Origin of the sequence: Aeromicrobium sp., assembly GCF_037719875.1 — a bacterium.
Lineage (GTDB): Bacteria > Actinomycetota > Actinomycetes > Propionibacteriales > Nocardioidaceae > Aeromicrobium.
Genome location: NZ_JBBJMJ010000016.1, coordinates 1 through 17,421, shown reverse-complemented (window position 1 = coordinate 17,421; position 17,421 = coordinate 1). Strand labels below are relative to the sequence as shown.

At 66.9% G+C, this 17,421-nt stretch carries 20 protein-coding genes; 8 read left to right on the top strand and 12 right to left on the bottom strand.

Translation table 11 applies throughout. From position 1 onward, the window contains the following. Position 1 precedes the first annotated feature (1 nt). The gene (locus WKF39_RS13520) at positions 2-1,222 is read right to left on the bottom strand and encodes an acyl-CoA dehydrogenase family protein (protein WP_340389271.1); all 1,221 of its coding nucleotides are present in this window, start codon (positions 1,220-1,222) and stop codon (positions 2-4) included. 14 nt (positions 1,223-1,236) lie between these two features. Then, on the bottom strand, positions 1,237-2,553 hold the full coding sequence (locus WKF39_RS13515) for an acyl-CoA dehydrogenase family protein (protein WP_340389269.1): 1,317 nt from the start codon (positions 2,551-2,553) through the stop codon (positions 1,237-1,239). Positions 2,554-2,768: 215 nt separating this feature from the next. Between WKF39_RS13515 and def the strand changes: the two genes are divergently transcribed. After that, complete coding sequence (gene def, locus WKF39_RS13510; protein WP_340389267.1) at positions 2,769-3,332, top strand: peptide deformylase; 564 nt, start codon at positions 2,769-2,771, stop codon at positions 3,330-3,332. 32 nt (positions 3,333-3,364) lie between these two features. Here def and WKF39_RS13505 read toward each other — a convergent pair whose 3' ends face one another. Further along, positions 3,365-4,168, bottom strand: a complete 804-nt coding sequence (locus tag WKF39_RS13505) for an RNA methyltransferase (RefSeq protein ID WP_340389265.1) — start codon at positions 4,166-4,168, stop codon at positions 3,365-3,367. 18 nt (positions 4,169-4,186) lie between these two features. Between WKF39_RS13505 and WKF39_RS13500 the strand changes: the two genes are divergently transcribed. Beyond that, positions 4,187-4,714 carry a YbhB/YbcL family Raf kinase inhibitor-like protein gene (locus WKF39_RS13500; protein WP_340389263.1) on the top strand — a complete coding sequence of 176 codons (528 nt, stop codon included), beginning with the start codon at positions 4,187-4,189 and terminating at the stop codon, positions 4,712-4,714. A gap of 42 nt (positions 4,715-4,756) precedes the next feature. Further along, positions 4,757-5,092, top strand: coding sequence for a hypothetical protein (locus tag WKF39_RS13495; RefSeq protein WP_340389261.1), 336 nt, complete (start codon positions 4,757-4,759; stop codon positions 5,090-5,092). Between the two features lie 30 nt (positions 5,093-5,122). Here WKF39_RS13495 and WKF39_RS13490 read toward each other — a convergent pair whose 3' ends face one another. The 3 genes from WKF39_RS13490 to WKF39_RS13480 are packed head-to-tail and all read right to left on the bottom strand — an operon-like array spanning position 5,123 to position 7,517. Further along, positions 5,123-6,247 (bottom strand): SPFH domain-containing protein, encoded by a 1,125-nt coding sequence (locus tag WKF39_RS13490; protein ID WP_340389259.1) that lies wholly within the window; start codon positions 6,245-6,247, stop codon positions 5,123-5,125. Beyond that, a complete protein-coding gene (locus WKF39_RS13485) occupies positions 6,247-6,699 on the bottom strand; it encodes an NfeD family protein (RefSeq protein ID WP_340389257.1) in 453 nt (150 codons plus the stop codon). The genes WKF39_RS13490 and WKF39_RS13485 overlap by 1 nt, the downstream gene beginning before the upstream one ends. Next, positions 6,696-7,517, bottom strand: a complete 822-nt coding sequence (locus WKF39_RS13480; protein WP_340389255.1) for an ABC transporter ATP-binding protein — start codon at positions 7,515-7,517, stop codon at positions 6,696-6,698. The genes WKF39_RS13485 and WKF39_RS13480 overlap by 4 nt, the downstream gene beginning before the upstream one ends. A gap of 80 nt (positions 7,518-7,597) precedes the next feature. Between WKF39_RS13480 and serB the strand changes: the two genes are divergently transcribed. Beyond that, positions 7,598-8,803: a phosphoserine phosphatase SerB gene (gene serB, locus WKF39_RS13475; RefSeq protein WP_340389253.1), complete on the top strand. Its 1,206-nt coding sequence runs from the start codon at positions 7,598-7,600 to the stop codon at positions 8,801-8,803. Positions 8,804-8,873: 70 nt separating this feature from the next. Here serB and WKF39_RS13470 read toward each other — a convergent pair whose 3' ends face one another. Both WKF39_RS13470 and WKF39_RS13465 read right to left on the bottom strand, forming a co-directional pair. Continuing rightward, a complete protein-coding gene (locus tag WKF39_RS13470) occupies positions 8,874-10,193 on the bottom strand; it encodes a DUF222 domain-containing protein (protein ID WP_340389251.1) in 1,320 nt (439 codons plus the stop codon). A gap of 166 nt (positions 10,194-10,359) precedes the next feature. Then, entirely contained in the window at positions 10,360-10,665 is a 306-nt protein-coding gene (locus WKF39_RS13465) for a transcriptional regulator (RefSeq protein ID WP_340389249.1), read from the bottom strand. Between the two features lie 83 nt (positions 10,666-10,748). On the opposite strand from WKF39_RS13465, the gene WKF39_RS13460 reads away from it, so the two are divergent. Continuing rightward, positions 10,749-11,954, top strand: coding sequence for an MFS transporter (locus tag WKF39_RS13460; protein ID WP_340389247.1), 1,206 nt, complete (start codon positions 10,749-10,751; stop codon positions 11,952-11,954). Here the strand turns inward: WKF39_RS13460 and WKF39_RS13455 are convergent, their stop codons facing one another. Continuing rightward, the gene (locus WKF39_RS13455) at positions 11,955-12,170 is read right to left on the bottom strand and encodes a dodecin (RefSeq protein WP_340389246.1); all 216 of its coding nucleotides are present in this window, start codon (positions 12,168-12,170) and stop codon (positions 11,955-11,957) included. 43 nt (positions 12,171-12,213) lie between these two features. On the opposite strand from WKF39_RS13455, the gene WKF39_RS13450 reads away from it, so the two are divergent. Continuing rightward, entirely contained in the window at positions 12,214-12,549 is a 336-nt protein-coding gene (locus WKF39_RS13450; RefSeq protein WP_340389244.1) for a DUF3099 domain-containing protein, read from the top strand. Continuing rightward, positions 12,542-12,733, top strand: coding sequence for an acetone carboxylase (locus tag WKF39_RS13445; protein ID WP_340389242.1), 192 nt, complete (start codon positions 12,542-12,544; stop codon positions 12,731-12,733). The genes WKF39_RS13450 and WKF39_RS13445 overlap by 8 nt, the downstream gene beginning before the upstream one ends. Positions 12,734-12,739: 6 nt before the next feature. Here WKF39_RS13445 and moaA read toward each other — a convergent pair whose 3' ends face one another. Continuing rightward, entirely contained in the window at positions 12,740-13,726 is a 987-nt protein-coding gene (gene moaA, locus WKF39_RS13440; RefSeq protein ID WP_340389240.1) for a GTP 3',8-cyclase MoaA, read from the bottom strand. Positions 13,727-13,796: 70 nt separating this feature from the next. Here moaA and WKF39_RS13435 point away from each other — a divergent pair, with 70 nt between their 5' ends. Then, positions 13,797-14,576: an SURF1 family protein gene (locus WKF39_RS13435; protein WP_340389238.1), complete on the top strand. Its 780-nt coding sequence runs from the start codon at positions 13,797-13,799 to the stop codon at positions 14,574-14,576. On the opposite strand, the gene WKF39_RS13430 is transcribed toward WKF39_RS13435, so the two are convergent. Next, a complete protein-coding gene (locus tag WKF39_RS13430; protein WP_340389236.1) occupies positions 14,573-16,171 on the bottom strand; it encodes an ABC-F family ATP-binding cassette domain-containing protein in 1,599 nt (532 codons plus the stop codon). The two genes, WKF39_RS13435 and WKF39_RS13430, sit on opposite strands and share 4 nt — an antisense overlap. Positions 16,172-16,345: 174 nt before the next feature. Continuing rightward, entirely contained in the window at positions 16,346-17,335 is a 990-nt protein-coding gene (locus WKF39_RS13425) for a glycoside hydrolase family 16 protein (RefSeq protein WP_340389234.1), read from the bottom strand. Positions 17,336-17,421: the final 86 nt, after the last annotated feature.

Genomic DNA, 17,421 nt, shown 5'->3' with positions numbered 1-17,421 from the left:
CTCAGCGCAGCTCGGACGAGGTCAGGTTGAGCAGCCGTCGAGCAACGATGAGCTGCTGGATCTGCTGCGTACCCTCGAAGATGTCGAGAATCTTGGAATCCCGCGACCACTTCTCGACCAGCTCGGTCTCGCTGTAGCCCAGGGTGCCGGCGAGCTCGACGCAGCGCAGCGTGATCTCATTGCCGACGCGACCTGCCTTGGCCTTGGCCATCGAGGCCTCCATCGAGTTGGGTTTGCGATTGTCCGCCAACCACGCGGCCGTAAGAGTCAACAGCAGTGCTGCCTCCCAGTCCGCCTCCATCGCGATGAAGGTTGCGGCAGCGTACGACTGCGCCTGAGCGGGTCGGTCGTAGTCGATGACGACACCAGCCTCTTCCAGCAGCCTGCGGGTGTCCTCGAGCGCGGCGCGGGCACATCCCACTGCCATCCCGGCCACGAGCGGGCGAGTGTTGTCGAAGGTCGCCATGGCGCCCGCGAAGCCTTCTTTGGCGTCGATCTCGGGATTGCCCAGCAGGTTCTCCGCAGGGACGCGGCAGTTGTCGAGCACGATGACAGCTGTGTCAGACGACCGGATCCCAAGCTTGTGCTCCAACCGCTCGACCCGGATTCCGGGGAGGTCCTTGGTGACGAGGAATGACTTGATCGCAGCGCGGCCGAGCTTCTTGTCCAGCGTCGCCCACACCACGACCGAGTCTGACCGCTCACCGGCGGTGACGAAGATCTTCTCGCCGTTCAGGATGTACGCGTCGCCGTCCTTGACCGCGGTCGTGGTGATGGCGGCCGAGTCCGAGCCGAAGCTCGGCTCGGTGATCGCCATCGAGGCCCACGTGCCCTTGAATCGCTCGAGCTGCTCCTCGCTGGCGACCGAGGCGATGGCCGAGTTGCCGAGGCCCTGGCGGGGCATCGAGAGCAGAAGGCCCACATCGGCCCAGCACATCTCGATGATGGAGAGCACGGACGACATGTTGGTGCCGTTCTTGACCTTGCCAGCCTTGTCGGTGGTCTCGTCCTCGTCACGACGGACGCCGGCGGCGCCGGCTCCCTGTCCTTGACCGGAGTCGCCCATGCCGTCGACCAAGGAGGCCAGGAGGTCGAGCTCCTTGGGGTAGGCGTGCTCGGCGAGGTCGTACTTGCGGGAGTTGGCGCGCAGGAACTCGTCGGCGACCTGGTGCGCCTGCTTGATGAACGGGCGGAACTTGCGGGGGGTCTCGAGATTGATCATGAGTGGTTTCGCCCTCAGACGAGGACTGCTCCTTCCATCAGGCCGATGGCCCGCAGGTCGCGGTACCACCGTTCGACCGGGTGCTCCTTGACGAAGCCGTGACCACCGAGCAGCTGGACGCCGTCGGTGCCGATCTTCATGCCGTACTCCGCAGTGAGGCGCCGGGCGAGAGCGACCTCACGGGAGAAGTCGAGTCCCTGCTCGGCACGCGAGGCGGCCTTGAGGGTCACCAGACGCATGCCCTCGAGCTCGATCGCGATGTTGGCCACCATGAAGGCCACGGCCTGCCGGTGCGCGATCGGCTCGCCGAAGGCGCTGCGGGTCTTGACGTAGTCCTTGACGTAGTCAAGCACGGCCTTGCCCGTGCCGATTGCGAGACCTGCCCATGCCAGGCGCGAGAGGCGGATGCACTCGCGGTAGTCATCGGCCGAGCCCTCGCCGAGGATCGCGTCGGCCGGGACGTCGACGTCGGTCAGCACGAGACGGCTCAGGCCCGCCGCGCGCAACCCCATGCTGGGGTCGGCCTCGATCGCCACCCCCTCGGCGCTCGACTCGAGGACCACGAGCGTCGGTCCGCTGCCCTCGAGGTCGACGGCCACGACGAACAGCTCGGCCTCGCTGCCGCGCACGACGGCCGACTTGACTCCGTTGAGGCGATAGCCCGAGTCGGTCTTCACAGCGGTGGTCCTGAGCTCGAACGGGTCGAACAGCGCCCGCGGCTCGGCGACGGCCAGTGCAGCCGCCGGGATGTCGTCGCCGGCGAAGGCGGGGAGATAGGTCTGCTGCTGGGCGTCCGATCCCCACAACGAGATCGCCGTGGCGACCGCAGCCGGTGCGAGGCACGCGACGGCTTGGCCCATGTCGCCCTCTGCGAGCGCCTCGGCGACGAGGACGCCGGTGACCGCCGAGCGGTCCTCGGACAGTCCGCCGAGGCTCTCAGGGATGTTGAGGAGCGTCAGGCCGAACTCGCTGGTCTGCGCGAGCACCTCTTTGGGCGTGTCATTGGCATCCTCTGCCGCCTCGGCGCCGGGTCGCAGCACCTCGGTCGCGAATTCCTTGATGAGGCCGACGATCATCTGCTGGTCGTCGGTCGGGTCGAGGTCGAAGACGCCGCTGTCGGACGTACGAGCCAGGCGGGCAGGCTTGCCCGAGCCCTTGACCCGCTTGAACACGCGGCCGGTCGCGCCGGCAACACGGAAACCACTCTTGGCGCCCTGGTAGACCGCCGACTCGGTCGTCTTGCGCAGCTTGAGCTTGTCGATGGTCGGCGAGCTGGCGATGCGATTGAGCACCGCCAGGCCGATGCCCATGGGATCTCGACGACTGGCCACCAGAACTCCTAGACGTTTCGGGTTGGACTGAGGGCCAACCGTGGACTCACTGTAACTGCGAGTTGCACTTTGAGATACTCAGGGTATCCGAACTCACATCGCTGGACCAGTAGCTGGCGGTCTCGCGTCTCTGGATAACCTTGTCCAGTCCTGAGCGAAGGAGCCCAGAGCCCGTGCCCGCTTCACAGTCCCGACCCCTGCCAAGTGGTGGTTCCGTGCGACCCATCACCCGTTGGGGCACACCCGTCATGCATCGTGAGCTCGAGACCATCACGGTGTTCGACGATGATCTCGAGACCTTGGTCAAGGACATGGTGGCGACGATGTATGCCGCGAAGGGCGTCGGCCTGGCAGCAAACCAGGTGGGCATCGATCTCAAGGTGTTCGTCTTCGACTGCCCCGACGACGACAACGTGCAGACCACGGGCGTCGTGTGCAACCCGGTCCTGCACCTGCCCGAGGGCAAGGCCCGCAACCTCGAGGAAGAGGACGAGGGTTGCCTGTCACTTCCGGGAGCGTTCACCGGCTGTGCCCGCCCCGACCAGGCCCATGTGACGGGTGTCGACCACACCGGAGCGCCGGTCGAGTTCATCGGCTCCGGGCTGCTCTCACGTTGCCTGCAGCATGAGACCGACCACTTGTTCGGGACGGTGTTCGGTGACCGGGTGCCGGAGCGGTCGCGCAAGAAGCTCTACAAGCAGCACCAGGATCTCGCCGAGGACTATCCCGACGACTGGCCCGTCACGATCCTCATCGACGAGCCCGTCATCGAGCGCTGAGGCCGCCGCTGTTCGTCCTGGAGACGACTGCGCTATCTGGCTCGCAGCTCCCAGCACGCCACCGCCACCGCCGAGGCGACGTTGAGGGAGTCGATGTCAGCGGACATCGGGATCGTCACGCGATGGTCGGCTGATTTCTCCCAGTGCGGGCTCAGTCCGTGCCCCTCCGAACCCACGACCAACGCCAGCCGGTCGACGTCATGCGGGACGGAGTCGATCGCCACCGAGTCCTCCGAGAGCGTCATCGCGTATGTCGTGAAACCTGCTTCGCGGAGCAGCTCCGGCGCCGAGTACCAGTCGTCGACCCTCGCGTAGGGCAACCAGAAAACCGACCCCATCGAGACCTTGATCGCACGCCGATAGAGCGGATCGGCGCACCGGGGCGACAGCAGGACGGCGTCGAAGCCCAGCGCTGCGACGGCTCGAAATGTTGCCCCGACATTGGTGTGGTCCACGAGATCCTCGACCACGACGACGCGACGTGCGCCGGCCAGCACACTGCGCGGCGACGCCAGCTCTGGGCGATCGACGGCCGCCAACGCGCCTCGGTGCACGTGGAAGCCGGTCAGCCGTTCGATCGACGCATCGTCGAGCACGAAGCAGGGCGCATCGCTGCCCTCGAGCAGATCCGCCAGACGGTCGAGCCAGCGCGGCGACATGAGAAACGAGCGTGCGCGGTGTCCCGACTCGATCGCCCGGCGTACGACCTTCTCGCCTTCGGCGAGGAACAGTCCACGGTCCGTCTCGAGCCGCAACCTCAGCTGCACATCACGTAGGTCGACGTAGTCGCGGAGGCGGGGATCCTCGAGGTCATCAAGTCGTACGATCTCGGCCACCGGGCTAGCCTAACGAGCATGAGCCTCGACCGATCTGTGACACCCGATCCGTATCCACTGCTCCCCTCGACTGCTTCGTTCTCGGTCACGAGCACCGACGTGACCGACGGGCTGCCGCTCAGCGACAACCAGGTCAACGAGTTCGGCGACACCTCCCCCCACCTGTCGTGGTCAGGAGCCCCTGAAGGGACCAAGTCGTACGTCGTGACGTGCTTCGACCCGGATGCACCGGTCGTGTCCGGATTCTGGCACTGGGTCGCGGTCGACATCCCGGCTGATGTCACCGAGCTCGCCACCGGGGCCGGCGCCTCCGACGACACGCTTCCCGGCGATGCCTTCCACGTGCGCAACGACGGCGGCGGATCGGGTTTCATGGGCGCCGCTCCCCCTGAGGGCGATCAGGTCCACCGCTACTTCTTCGTCGTGCATGCGGTCGGTGAGGAGTCGCTCGGAGTGGACGGGTCCACCTCGCCCGCCGTGGTCGGCTTCAACCTGGCCTTCAAGACCCTCGGCCGAGCCATCATGCACGGCACGTACGCTCACTGAGCCACCACGGCGCCCACCCTACCCAGAACCGAGGACCGCATCATGGACGACCAACGAGCACGCGAGCTGCTGCAGGCCGAGACCGAGCGGGTCCAGGAGCTGCTGACCTCCGCCACCTCCGCCGGGCAGCAGGATGAGACACGCGACGACCAGCCGGAGTCCTCCGACGGCGCGCAGCAACTGACCGCCGGGGGTCTCGATGACGCGCTGGTCGACAACTTCGAGCGCCGCCTCGAAGCTCTCGAAGCGGCACGCCAGCGGGTCGACGACGGCACATACGGAAAGTCGGTACGCAGCGGCGACCCGATCCCGGACGAGCGCCTGGAAGCCGATCCGGCCGCCGAGCTGACTGTCGAAGAGGCGTCCGAGGAGTCCTAGGGACTCCCCGCACGTAGCCCGTCAGTCCGGTCAGGACTGAGGCGGGGCCTCCGGGGGCTCGGGCGTGCCGGTCTCTGGCGCCGCGGGCGGCGCTGCTGACGTGCTGCTCAAGCTCTGACCGACAGGAGCCTCAGCCGCCTTCGCCGCGTCGAGAGCCTCCTGCACGGCGTCAGCCGTGGCCTGCTCGTCGGGTGCGTCATCCTCGATCGGCGCATCGAAGTCGACGCGGGACTTGCTGCCCCCACCGTCGACCGGGATCTTGCCGACCGTGCCGCCGAGCGTACCGAGCGCCTTGGTGAGCTCGGCCGGGATGATCCACGTCGTGGCGTTGTCGCCCTCGGCGATCTTCGGCAGCATCTGGAGGTACTGGTAGGACAGCAGCTTCTGGTCGGGATTGCCGTCGTGGATCGCCTGGAAGACGGTCTGGATGGCTTGCGCCTCACCCTGGGCCCGCAGGATCTGTGCCTGACGATCAGCCTGGGCGGTCAGGATCTGCGCTTGGCGCTCACCCTCGGCCGTGAGGATCGCGGACTGCTTCTGCCCTTCCGCGGTCAGGATCGCCGACTGGCGCTCGCCCTCGGCGGTGAGGATCGCGGCGCGCTTGTTGCGCTCGGCACGCATCTGCTGCTCCATCGCGTCGATGATCGAAGGCGGCGGATCGATGCCCTTGAGCTCGACGCGGTTGACGCGGATGCCCCACTTGCCGGTCGCGCTGTCCAGCTCGCCCCGAAGACCGGAGTTGATCTGGTCGCGGCTGGTCAGCGCGTGCTCGAGGCTCATGCCACCGGTGATGTTGCGCAGCGTCGTCATGGTGAGCTGCTCGATGGCCTGGATGTAGTTGGCGATCTCATAGGTCGCAGCGACCGGGTCGGTGACCTGGAAATAGATCACGGTGTCGATCGAGACCACCAGGTTGTCCTCGGTGATGACCGGCTGCGGCGGGAACGAGACGACCTGCTCACGCAGGTCGATGACATAGCGCACCTTGTCGATGAACGGCATGACGATGTTGAGGCCGGCCGACAGCGTGGTGCGATACTTGCCGAACCGCTCGACGATGCCGGCACGAGCCTGCGGGACGATCTTGACCGTCATCGACACGACCACGATCGCGAGGACCGCGAGCGCAACGAGGACGATTAGTGCTGCGGACATCATGACTCCTTGGTGGTGACGACAGCAGTGGCGCCGTCGATCCGGGTGACGAGGACTTCGGTTCCTGTGTCGTACGCGACGGTGTCGTCGGCGGCGCGGGCGGACCACAACTCACCGGCGAGCTGAACCCGGCCGTTTCGCTTGTCGACAGGCTCGACGACGATGGCTGACCTGCCAAGGAGTGCATCGTGGCCCGTCGTCAGTGTCGGGCCGGCGTGCAGCTTCGCGACCAGCTGAGGTCGGACGAGGAAAAGCAGGCCCAAGGACACCAGGGCGAAGATCGGGATGCATACCCACACCGGCGCGCCCAGGCCGGAGGCCACGCCGGCGGCAACTGCGGCGATCGCGAACATCAACAGCACGAGGTCGAGGCTGAACATCTCGACGACTGCGAGGAAGACCGCCAGACCAAGCCAGGCCGCCCATGCGTGCTCTTGGATCCAGTCGATCATGCGCTCTCCCCTGTGTTGTCGGCCCGATGTCCGTATGCTGCCCGGCGAGCGGCGTAGCGTCCAGCCTCACGCTGGAGCTGGATGCGCGCACCGAACGTCTTGCTGAGAGTCTCGCTGGTCAGTGTGGACTCGAGTGGGCCCTGTGCGACCACCTTGCCACCACGCAGCAGCAGGACATGGGTGAATCCGACCGGGATCTCCTCGACGTGGTGCGACACCATGACCAGGACCGGCGCGCCGGGGGCGCTGGAGAGCACTTCGAGGCTGCCCATCAGGTCCTCGCGGGCGCCAAGATCCAGCCCCGCAGCGGGCTCGTCGAGCAGCAGGAGCTCGGGATCGGGCATCAGGGCTCGCGCGATCAGCACGCGCTTGCGCTCACCCTCGGAGAGCGTCCCGAACGTACGGTCGGCCAGCGCGGCGATGCCCATCTCGCCCATCATCTGATTCGCTCGGACGTGGTCCTCGTCGTCGTACTGCTCCTGCCAGCGGCCCAGTACGGCGTGCGCAGCCGACACGATGGTGTTGCTCACCGACTCGGACGCCGGGATCCGATCGGCGACAGTGGTGCTCGTGTGGCCGATGCGGGTGCGCAGCTCGAACATGTCGACCCTGCCGAGCTTGCTGCCGAGGAGCCGGACCTTGCCCTTGGACGGGTGCAGGGTCGCGCTGATGATCTGCATCAGCGTCGTCTTGCCGGCGCCGTTGGGGCCGAGGACGACCCATCGCTCCCCCTCCTCGACGGTCCAGCTGATGTTTTCCAGCAGGATCTTGCCGGGGCGTACGACACTCACTTTCGAGAGCTCGAAAGCCGCAGTCATGCATACTCCAAGTGGTCGTCGGTGGCCGTGGTGTCAACCTATCGCGAAGACGAAGCGCGTCAGCGATAGCCTCGGGTGCGATGACTGATCCCGTGCCAACCCTGCACTTCACCGATCCGACCGTGCTGGTGACCCTGACCGGCCCCGACCAGAGCGGCGTGACGACGCGCCTGTTCGCCGACATCGCGCAGTTCGGCGTCGAGGTGATCGACGTCGAGCAGCTCGTCGTGCGAGGGCGGCTGATGCTCAGCGCCCTGCTGACCGTCCCGGCCGATCCTTCGGGACTCGAGCACACCGTGCACGCGGTCGGCGCGACGTTCGGCCTCGAGGTCTCGGTCGAGCACGGCACGGGCGACAACCGGCCCCGCCGGGTGGGCCGCGCACAGGTCGTCGTCCTCGGGGCTCCCCTGCGGCCGGGTGCGATGGCAGCTTTGGCGCAGCAGATCAAGGATGACGGCGGCAACATCGACCGCATCGTGCGGATGGCCCGCTATCCGGTCACCGCGATCCGGATGGAGGTCTCCGGCGCCGATCCCGACCAGCTGCAGTCCGACCTGGCCGCGGTGGCGTACGAGCAGGGGGTCGACGTCGCCGTGCAGGAGAACGGCATCCTGCGTCACGCTCAGCGCCTCGTCGTGATGGACGTCGACTCCACCCTGATCCAGGGTGAGGTGATCGAGATGATCGCCGCCCACGCGGGTTGTGAGGGCGAGGTCGCGGCGGTCACCGAGTCGGCGATGCGAGGGGAGGTTGATTTCTCCGAGTCGCTGATCTCCCGCGTCGCACTGTTGGCCGGCCTCGAGGAGTCTGTCCTCGACGATGTCTACGACTCGTTGGCCTACGCGCCGGGTGCGCGGACCATGATCCGTACGCTCAAACGACTCGGCTACCGATTCGCGTTGGTCAGCGGCGGATTCACCCGCATCATCGAGAGAATCGCCGAGGAGCTCGACATCGACTACTTCGCGGCCAACGAGCTGGAGGTCGTGGACGGCCGGCTCACGGGGCGCATTCTCGGAGACATCGTCGACCGGGCGGGCAAGGCCGAGGCGCTGCGCCACTTCGCCGAGCAGGCCCGCATACCGATCAAGAACACCGTCGCGATCGGTGACGGCGCCAATGACCTGGACATGCTGGCCGCGGCGGGCCTGGGCATCGCGTTCAACGCCAAGCCGCTGGTCCGCGACCAGGCGAGGACGTCGGTCAACGTTCCCTATCTCGACGCGATCATCTACCTGCTCGGGATCACCCGCGAAGAGGTCGAAGCCGCCGACGCTGCGGACTAGACAACTTTCCGCTGCCCGACGTGGGGGCGACACGGATCGGTGAAGCCAGGCATTCTTCCTCCCGGCGATCTCAGGCTGCTCTGGGGCTGAGCTGCGTGAATCTGGCGTGGCGTCGTGGGATGCGTTCGGGGTCGACCCGGGCAGGCGGGATGACCTCGACGACACCGTCGCCGGCCATGCGTGCCTGCCAATCACCCTCGTGGAGCAGGTGGTGATGAAAGAAGCAGAACAACGCAGCGTTGTCCAGATCGGTGGGTCCGTCCTCGGACCAGAAGTTGAGGTGATGGGCTTCGCAGAAGGACGGCGGCCGGTCACAGCCTGCCCAGCAGCAGCCCTGATCGCGGATCGCGAGGACGAGCCGCTGGTGGCGGTCGTAGAGGCGTTTGCTGGTGCCCAGATCCAGGGCCTTGGACTCGCTGTCGAGGTAGAGCGCGACGAGTGTGGCGTTGCATGCCAGGCGTTGGGCCCGGCGGCCCGATATCTCGGTGCCGCCAGTGGTCCGACCCGTGCCAAACCCCGAGCGCATGACATCGATCGGGACTGTGACAGCGACCGTGGCCGCCAGTCCCCCGTGCTGTGGCAACGAGTCGGCCGGCAGGTGGTTGACCAGCTCGACGAGCGCCAGTCCAAGGCGCTGGACATGCGGGAGTGACATCACATCGTCGACCGACAGGCCGTGGCGCTGGGCGGTGAACCGCTTGCGGCGGGGTGCAGCCAGACCTTCGACCGCGGCACGCAGGATGTCGACGTCCGCGTCGGGCATCACGAAGGTCCCTCGAGTCGTGCCGTCACCTCGACGACGCATCTCCAGGCGAGTCGCGTCCCACGCCCGCGCCTCCTCCCGTAACAACTGCTCGCCGAGCAACTCATCGGCGCCGTCAGGATCAATCACCTCGACCGCATGATGGGCGGCCTTCCTCAGCCCGTCGAGGTCGAGGCCGCCGGCAAGGCCGATCAGCTGTATCTGGGCCGCCATCCGCTCCTCCAGGCCGAACCAGTCGGGCAGCTTGTCCAGTGCGGCGCAGATGACCCGCACGTGCTCGCTGGTCAGCTCGCCCGAGGCCCACGCACGGCGGGTCGGATCGCACGACTCATCGATCATCCGTGCAGTCGAGACGATCCGGGCGGCGGCCGGCTTGGACAGACCTGACACCTGACTGACCCATGCGGTCGTGGACGCAGCACCCGCGGCCCGTGGGATCTCGCGCTCCTCGGCAAGCCGGATCAGCCGCGACTCCAGTTCCTCGAGGCCGGACCGAGCGACCTGGACCTGGCCCATGAGCGTCGCGACCTGATCGTCGGTCAGCGCCCACAACGGCGCCTCGACCAGCTCAGGGAAAGCGGTGGCGCAGCCGTGCACGATGTCGATGACACCTGCGGGTGCAGTCATGTGAAATTCCCCCTCGAACGTATGTTCGAGTCTATGCCGAGAGCCCGACATGGTCAAGGCCCACGGGCGATAAACGGACTGCAATAACAGTATGAACCGGCAGTCGCACCTGTCGTCTCCAACCTAGACCGCGCCTCGGACAGGCCTCGCGGGTGTCCCGGATGGGCTAACGCAGCACCGAGTCGAGCAGTCCTGGGAATCGCGCATCGAGGTCGTCCTTGCGCAAGCTCACGAGCCGTCCACGGCCATTTGGCACATTGCGGACGATCCCGGCCTCGCGGAGCACCTTCATCAGATGCGACTTGGTCGACTTGGGCAGACCCGGGTTGGTCGCCCCGCAGGCCGCCATCTCGAGCGGCCCGCCAGCAACCTCGCGCACGATCTCCAGCCGCGCCGGATCGCTCAGCGCGAACAGGACGTCGGTCAGCGCCACGTCCTCGATCTGGGGGTGCTCCAGGTCATACGTCGCCATGGTTCGATAATACTTGAACCAAGGTCGCGACGCGCGTACCGTTGAGGTTCCAATCTTTTCGAACCGATTCGCGTCGAGGAACCATGACCGCCACCCAGGATGCCCCGCAGACCACTCGCCGCGGCCCCACCGGCGGCTTCGTGCTCGCGCTGGGCGCAGTTGTCGTCATGATGACGGGTGCGAGCGCTCCATCGCCGTTCTATCCGGTCCTCCAGCAGGAGCTCGGGTTCTCGTCGGCGACCCTGACCGGCATCTTCGCGGTGTATGCCGGTGCGCTCCTCCTGACCCTCCTGGTCACCGGTTCGCTGTCCGACCACGCAGGTCGCCGCCCGGTGATGTCGACCGGCTTCGCCCTGCTGGCGGCGAGCATGCTGGTGTTCTGGCACGCAGACTCCGTCACGCTGCTCGTTGCGGCTCGGGTCGTGCAAGGCTTCGCGACCGGGCTCCTGATGTCGTCCTTGTCTGCTGCCGTGGTCGACCTCGAGCCGCCGCGGAGACCTGGAGCCGCGGCAACGTTCAACAGCGTCACCCCGCTGGCTGGGCTCGCCCTGGGAGCATTGGCGGGCGGCATTGCGCTCGATCACGCATCTGCGCCCCGTCCGGCGGTGTTCGGCACTCTGACCGGGGCCTACCTGATCGTCGCGGTGGCCCTGTGGATGCTCCCGGAGACCTCGCCGCGGCACGAAGGATTGCTGCGGTCGTTGACGCCACGTGTGGGCGTACCTGAGGCGGCTCGCGGGCCGTTCCTACGCAGCGCACCGGCTCTCTTCGCCGGCTGGGCCACTGGAGGCCTCTACCTCTCGCTGGGCGCGCCGATCGTGGCGCAGGAGCTCGGTGGCTCGCGCCACGTCGAGCAGGGACTCGTCGTCACGACGCTGACCGGGGTCGGGGCGCTCGCCTGCTACCTCGCGCGGCACGAGTCGGCGCGACGCGTCACGATCGCCGGGACGACGGCGCTGGCGATCGGCACGCTGCTGACCCTCGCGGCACTCGCCGTCGGATCGCTGTGGGCGTTCATCGCGGCCGCCGTGGTGAGCGGTGCGGGGTTCGGCACCTCGTTCCTGGGCATCATGCGGTCCATCACCCCGGTCGTCGGGCCACACGAGCGCGCCGAGCTGTTCGCCTCGGTGTTCGTCGTCAGCTACCTGGCGTTCGGCGTCCCGGCGGTCGCAGCCGGCATCGCTGCGCCCCACATCGGCCTGGCCACCACGACATACGTCTATGGCGGTCTGGTGATCGTGCTCTCGGCCGCGGCCGCGCTGCTGCGCCGTTTCAGGTCGACGGACTAGCTATTCATCGTCCTCGAGGCGGAAGCCCAGCTTCATCGTCACCTGATAGTGCGAGACCTTGGTGTCAGTGATCTGCCCGCGGATGCCCTCGACCTCGAACCAGTCCAGGTGGCGCAAAGTCTTGCCTGCGCGCTTGATGCCGTTGTCGATGGCCTCGCTGACGCCGTCCGGAGACGTGCCGACGATCTCGGTGATGCGATATGTGCGATCGGTCATGAGTCCATCATGCAGGCAACGACCCGCGACGTAGAGTGGAAGGGTGCCCAACGAACCCCGAAAGCAGCAGGTCTTCTCGATCACGTCTGCCGCGGAGTCCCAGAGCGAGGACCGCGGCCGCCGCGAAAGACGCTATGCAATCTCGATGGGCATCCGCACACTGTGCTTCGTCGGCGGCGTCATCTTGCTGACTGCCGTCCCCGACCCGTGGTCCAACTTCGGCTGGGTGCTGTTCGTCGGTGCGGTCTTCCTGCCCTACACGTCTGTCATCCTCGCCAACGCAGGTGTGCGCAAGAAGAGCGTCGGACCATCGCCGTTCGGTCCCGAGGCCGCCGGACAGATCGAAGCGCCGACGTCGGCGCCCCTCGACCGTGAGTGACATCCTGACCTGCTCGGCCAAGGGCTGCACGGCGCAGGCCCAGCACCAGCTGCTCTGGAACAACCCCAAGATCCATACGTCTGAGCGGCGCAAGATCTGGCTCGCCTGCGATGATCACGAGGAGTCGCTGCGGGCATTCCTCTCGGCGCGTGACTTCTGGAAAGAGACCGTCCCGGCCGAGTGAGCTCAGTCAGCCGCCGATCGAGGACATCGGTCGCGAGGACTGCAGGAAGCTGGGGTCGTCGATGCCGTGACCGGGCAGCTTGGTCGTCATGGCCGCGACCCAACGGCGAGCGATGTCGTCATCGGAGGCTCCGGAGCGGAGCGCGGCTCGCAGGTCGGACTCCTCGCGGGCGAACAGGCAGTTGAGGATCTGGCCGTCGGCCGTCAGGCGTACGCGGTTGCAGTCGCCGCAGAACGGGCGGGTCACCGAACCGATGATGCCCACGGTGTGCGGACCGTTGTCGACGAGGAACTTCTCCGCCGGCGCCGAGCCGCGGCCGTCCAGACCGGTGAGCTCGAAATGCTCACCCAGCAGGGCCAGAGTCTCCTCGGCAGTGACCATGGCCTCGCGGCTCCACCCGTGCTGGGCGTCGAGCGGCATCTGCTCGATGAAGCGCAGCTCATAGTCGTTGGTCATGCACCAACGCAGCAGATCGGGCGCCTCGGCATCATTGATCCCCCGCAGCAGAACCGCGTTGACCTTGACCGGCGCCAGGCCGGCTTCACGTGCCGCGGCCAGGCCGTCGATCACGTCGTGGAGCCGGTTGCGGCGGGTGATCTGCTCGAAGGTCGCCGGGTTCGTCGTGTCGAGGCTGATGTTGACCCGGTCGAGACCGGCTGCGGCCAAGGCCCCGGCGGTGTGCTTGAGGCCCAGACCGTTGGACGTCATTGCCGTGCGCGGGTTGGACGGCAGCGCCTTGGTGGCCGCCACGAGCTCGGGCAGGCTGCGGCGAAGCAAGGGCTCTCCCCCGGTGAATCTCACATCTCGGATGCCGAGAAGCTCCACCCCGATCCCGATCAGGCGCACGAGCTCGTCGTCGGTGAGGGTGTCATCGGTGGGCATCCAGTCCAGGCCCTCGGCCGGCATGCAGTACTGACAGCGGAGATTGCAGCGATCGGTCAGCGAGACGCGCAGGTCTGTGGCGACCCGCCCGTGAAGATCGATCAGCTGCATGAGGTCCATCCTATGTGTGGGCAAACAACCCGGTCGAGCGGCAGTTGGCCCGCACAACTACCGTCTACCTGTGTATCGCTTCTTGCTGAGCGGACGCTGGATCGGATTTGCGATCTTCGTCGTCCTGCTCGCCGCCGTCTGCACCCGCCTCGGGCTGTGGCAGTTCGACCGGCTCGAGCACCGTCTCGACCAGAACAAGATCATCACGGCGCATCTCAAGGCCGATCCCGTCGACGTGGCCGCCGCGCACGGGCCCGGTGGCACGGTCGACGACGACAGCGAGTTCACCCGGGTGCGAGCCACCGGAACCTACGACGTGGAGCACCAGGTCACGGTGAAGTTCACGACCCGCGACGGCGCGCCCGGCGTGGACGTCGTCACCCCGTTCGTGCTGACCTCCGGCAAGGCAATCCTGGTCAACCGGGGCTGGCAGGAGACCAGCAACACGATGGCACGCCCCGACGTGCCCCAGCCCCCGGCCGGCGAGGTCACGGTCGTCGGCTGGCTGCGCAAGAACAATGGCGCCGGGGGTGAAGCCATACGCCCGGCCGATGGGCAGATCCGGGCGATCTCCAGTATCGGCATGGCCACGTCCGTGCCGACCCCACTGCTTGACGGCTACCTCAACCTGCGGTCTGAGGAGCCGGCCGAGGCGAAGGGACTCGCCCTGGAGCCCACGCCGGAGCGTGGCCAGGGCCCGCACTTCTTCTACGCGCTCCAGTGGTGGTTCTTCGCGCTGCTGGCGGTGGTCGGCTACTTCTGGTTCGCCCGATCCGAGGCCAGGGAGCGCCGCAATCCCACCCGGATCGACGGCTTCGCGACGGCAACCGGGCCAGCTCAGTCGACCTAGGCCAGGCTGACGAGATCGGCATAGTCGTCGGACCAGAGGTCTTCATCGCCGTCCGGCAGCAGGAGCACACGGTCGGGCTCCAGGGCCATCACGGCACCCTCGTCGTGCGAGACCAGCACGATCGCGCCCTCGTACGTACGGATGGCGCGCAGGACCTCCGCGCGGGAGGCCGGGTCCAGGTTGTTGGTTGGTTCGTCGAGGATCAGCACGTTGGCGCTCGACACGATCAGGCTCGCGAGGGCCAGTCGGGTCTTCTCGCCACCGGAGAGCACTCCGGCCGGCTTGGAGGTGTCATCGCCGCTGAAAAGGAACGATCCCAGCACGCTGCGGGCCTCGGTGTCGGTGAGCTGCGGCGCGGTGGCCTGCATGTTCTCCAGGACCGTTCGGGAAGTGTCGAGCGTCTCGTGCTCCTGCGCGAAGTAGCCGATCTTGAGCCCATGTCCCGGCATGATCTCGCCGGTGTCGGCAGTCAGGGTTCCCGCGAGGATGCGCAGCAGGGTCGTCTTGCCGGCACCGTTCAGCCCCAGCACCACGACTCGGCTGCCCTTGTCGATCGCCAGGTCGACGTCGGTGAAGATCTCGAGCGATCCGTATGACTTGGAGAGACCCTCGGCCATCAGCGGGGTCTTGCCGCACGGGGCGGGCTTGGGGAACTTGATGTTCGCGACCTTGTCCTGGACGCGTTCGCCATCCAGACCAGCCACGAGCTGCTCCGCGCGTCGCAGCATCTGCTGAGCGGTGGCAGCCTTGGAGGCCTTGGCCCGGAACTTATTGGCCTGCGTCGTCAGCTGGTCGGCCTTCTTGACCGCGATGGCCCGCTCGCGCTTGCGACGGTGCTCGTCGGCCTCGCGCTGCTTGACGTACTGCCTCCAGCCCATGTTGTAGATGTCGATCGTCGCGCGGTTGGCATCGAGGTAGAGGACCTTGTTGACGGTCTCCTCGATCAGCTCGACGTCGTGACTGATGATCACGAGCCCGCCGCTGAAGCTCTTGAGGAATCCGCGCAGCCACACCACCGAATCGGCATCGAGGTGGTTGGTCGGCTCATCGAGCAGCAGCGTGTCGGCGTCGGAGAACAGGATGCGTGCGAGCTCGATGCGACGGCGCTGGCCACCCGAGAGCGTCGACAGCGGCTGCTCGAGGACTCGATCGGGCAGACCGAGGGCCTTCGCGATCGTCGCGGCCTCCGACTCCGCGGCATAGCCACCGCCGGCGCCGAATGTTGCATCGGCGCGCGTGTAGGCCTTCATGGCCTTCTCGGCGATGTCTGGATCAGGTGAACCCATGTCGATCTCGGCCTTGCGCATCGCTGTCAGCGCCTCGTCGAGCCCGCGCGCCCCGAGGATACGGTCCCGGGCTGTGGTCGCGAGGTCGCCCGACTTGGGATCCTGTGGCAGGTAGCCGACCTTGCCTGTGCACGTGATCGAGCCGTCCGCGGGGACACCGTCGCCAGACAGCATGCGGGTGAGGGTCGTCTTGCCTGCGCCGTTGCGGCCGACCAGGCCGATCTTGTCGCCCTTGTCGATCCGGAAGGAGACATCGGACATCAGGACGCGCGCGCCGAAGCGCAGCTCCACATTGGAGACGGTGAGCATGGGGTGACTTTCGGGTTCAGGTGAGTTGCGGGGTCGACGGAGCGAGGCTCGACGTCACTCCCGCTGGTAGAAACTCACCCCACGAGTCTACGGGCTGCGTCGGTGGTTCGCCGACCACGGGCGATGTGTGCCTCGACACGACAACGCTGACGGAGGCGACGTCTTCACAACAGCTCAGGACCACACGCGGACGTAGTCCACCTGGAGCGTCGCCTCGTCGAAATCCACCCCAACCGGCATCTTGTTGGTGCCCGAGCCAAGCAGCTGCGTGAGGTTGATGTTGAACGGGCGGTTGAACGGCGCGCTGCCGAGCAGCGGGGCGGCCGGTGCGATCTGGTGATCGAGGCACGTGGTGCCGTCGATCGAGATCTTGATCCTCTGCACGCTCCACTCCAAGGTGTAGGTGTGGAAGCTGGTCGGCTGATAGACCAGGCATTCGTTGTTGGTGCGCTCGGGAAATGGCGTCAATGAGTCGTAGTGCAGGGTCGGAATGAGCCGATCCGAGTGCAGTGAGAAGAACTCCGCAATGTCGATCTCGCCGGAGTGCGGCCAGGCCCCGTAGAACCAGGGCTCGTCCGGCACCAACCACAGCGCAGACTGCAGGCCCGGGCCCTGGGTCTGCGGCATCGCCGCGCGGATCTCAACCCGGCCGTATGTCTGCGAGAACTTGCCGAGGCTGGTGACCGAGGCCGACGTGTACTCGGTCTCGAATGGGCCGGCGGGGTGGTCGCAGGCGAACGGTGCGGCCTCCTTCTTGGTCGTCAGGCGCAATGTTCCGTCCAGCACCCGAAGGTTGCTGCCCTGTCCGAGGAAGCAGTCGCCGTAGGAATATCTCGACGTCGATGTCTTGACCGCCGACCACGATTGCGTGTCCAGCTCCGTCCCTCGGAAGTCCTCGGCGAAGGTGCACGACCACGGCGTCCCGTCGGCCTTGAGCCTCTGCTGGCCGCAGGCGGATGTTGGTGGGGGATCCTCCGGGTTGGATGGGTTGGCGGCCTCGTCGGCGAGCGCCTGTGCCTCGGCCACGGCACCTTTCATGGCCAGCGCCCGCGCTTCGGCGTCGGGCGGCGGCAGTTTCTCGAAATCGGCCAGGGCCGTGATGAGGCGCAGCAGCGCCTCGGCGTCGGCGCGCTCGGCCCGGCGCAGGGTAATGGGGTTGGTCACGGCGGGAACAGTTCTCGGCACCCGCCCCATTTTCCTGCGTGAGTGTGCGCAGAGGCAGGGCCATTCAGTTCCCGGCGAGGCGTCCC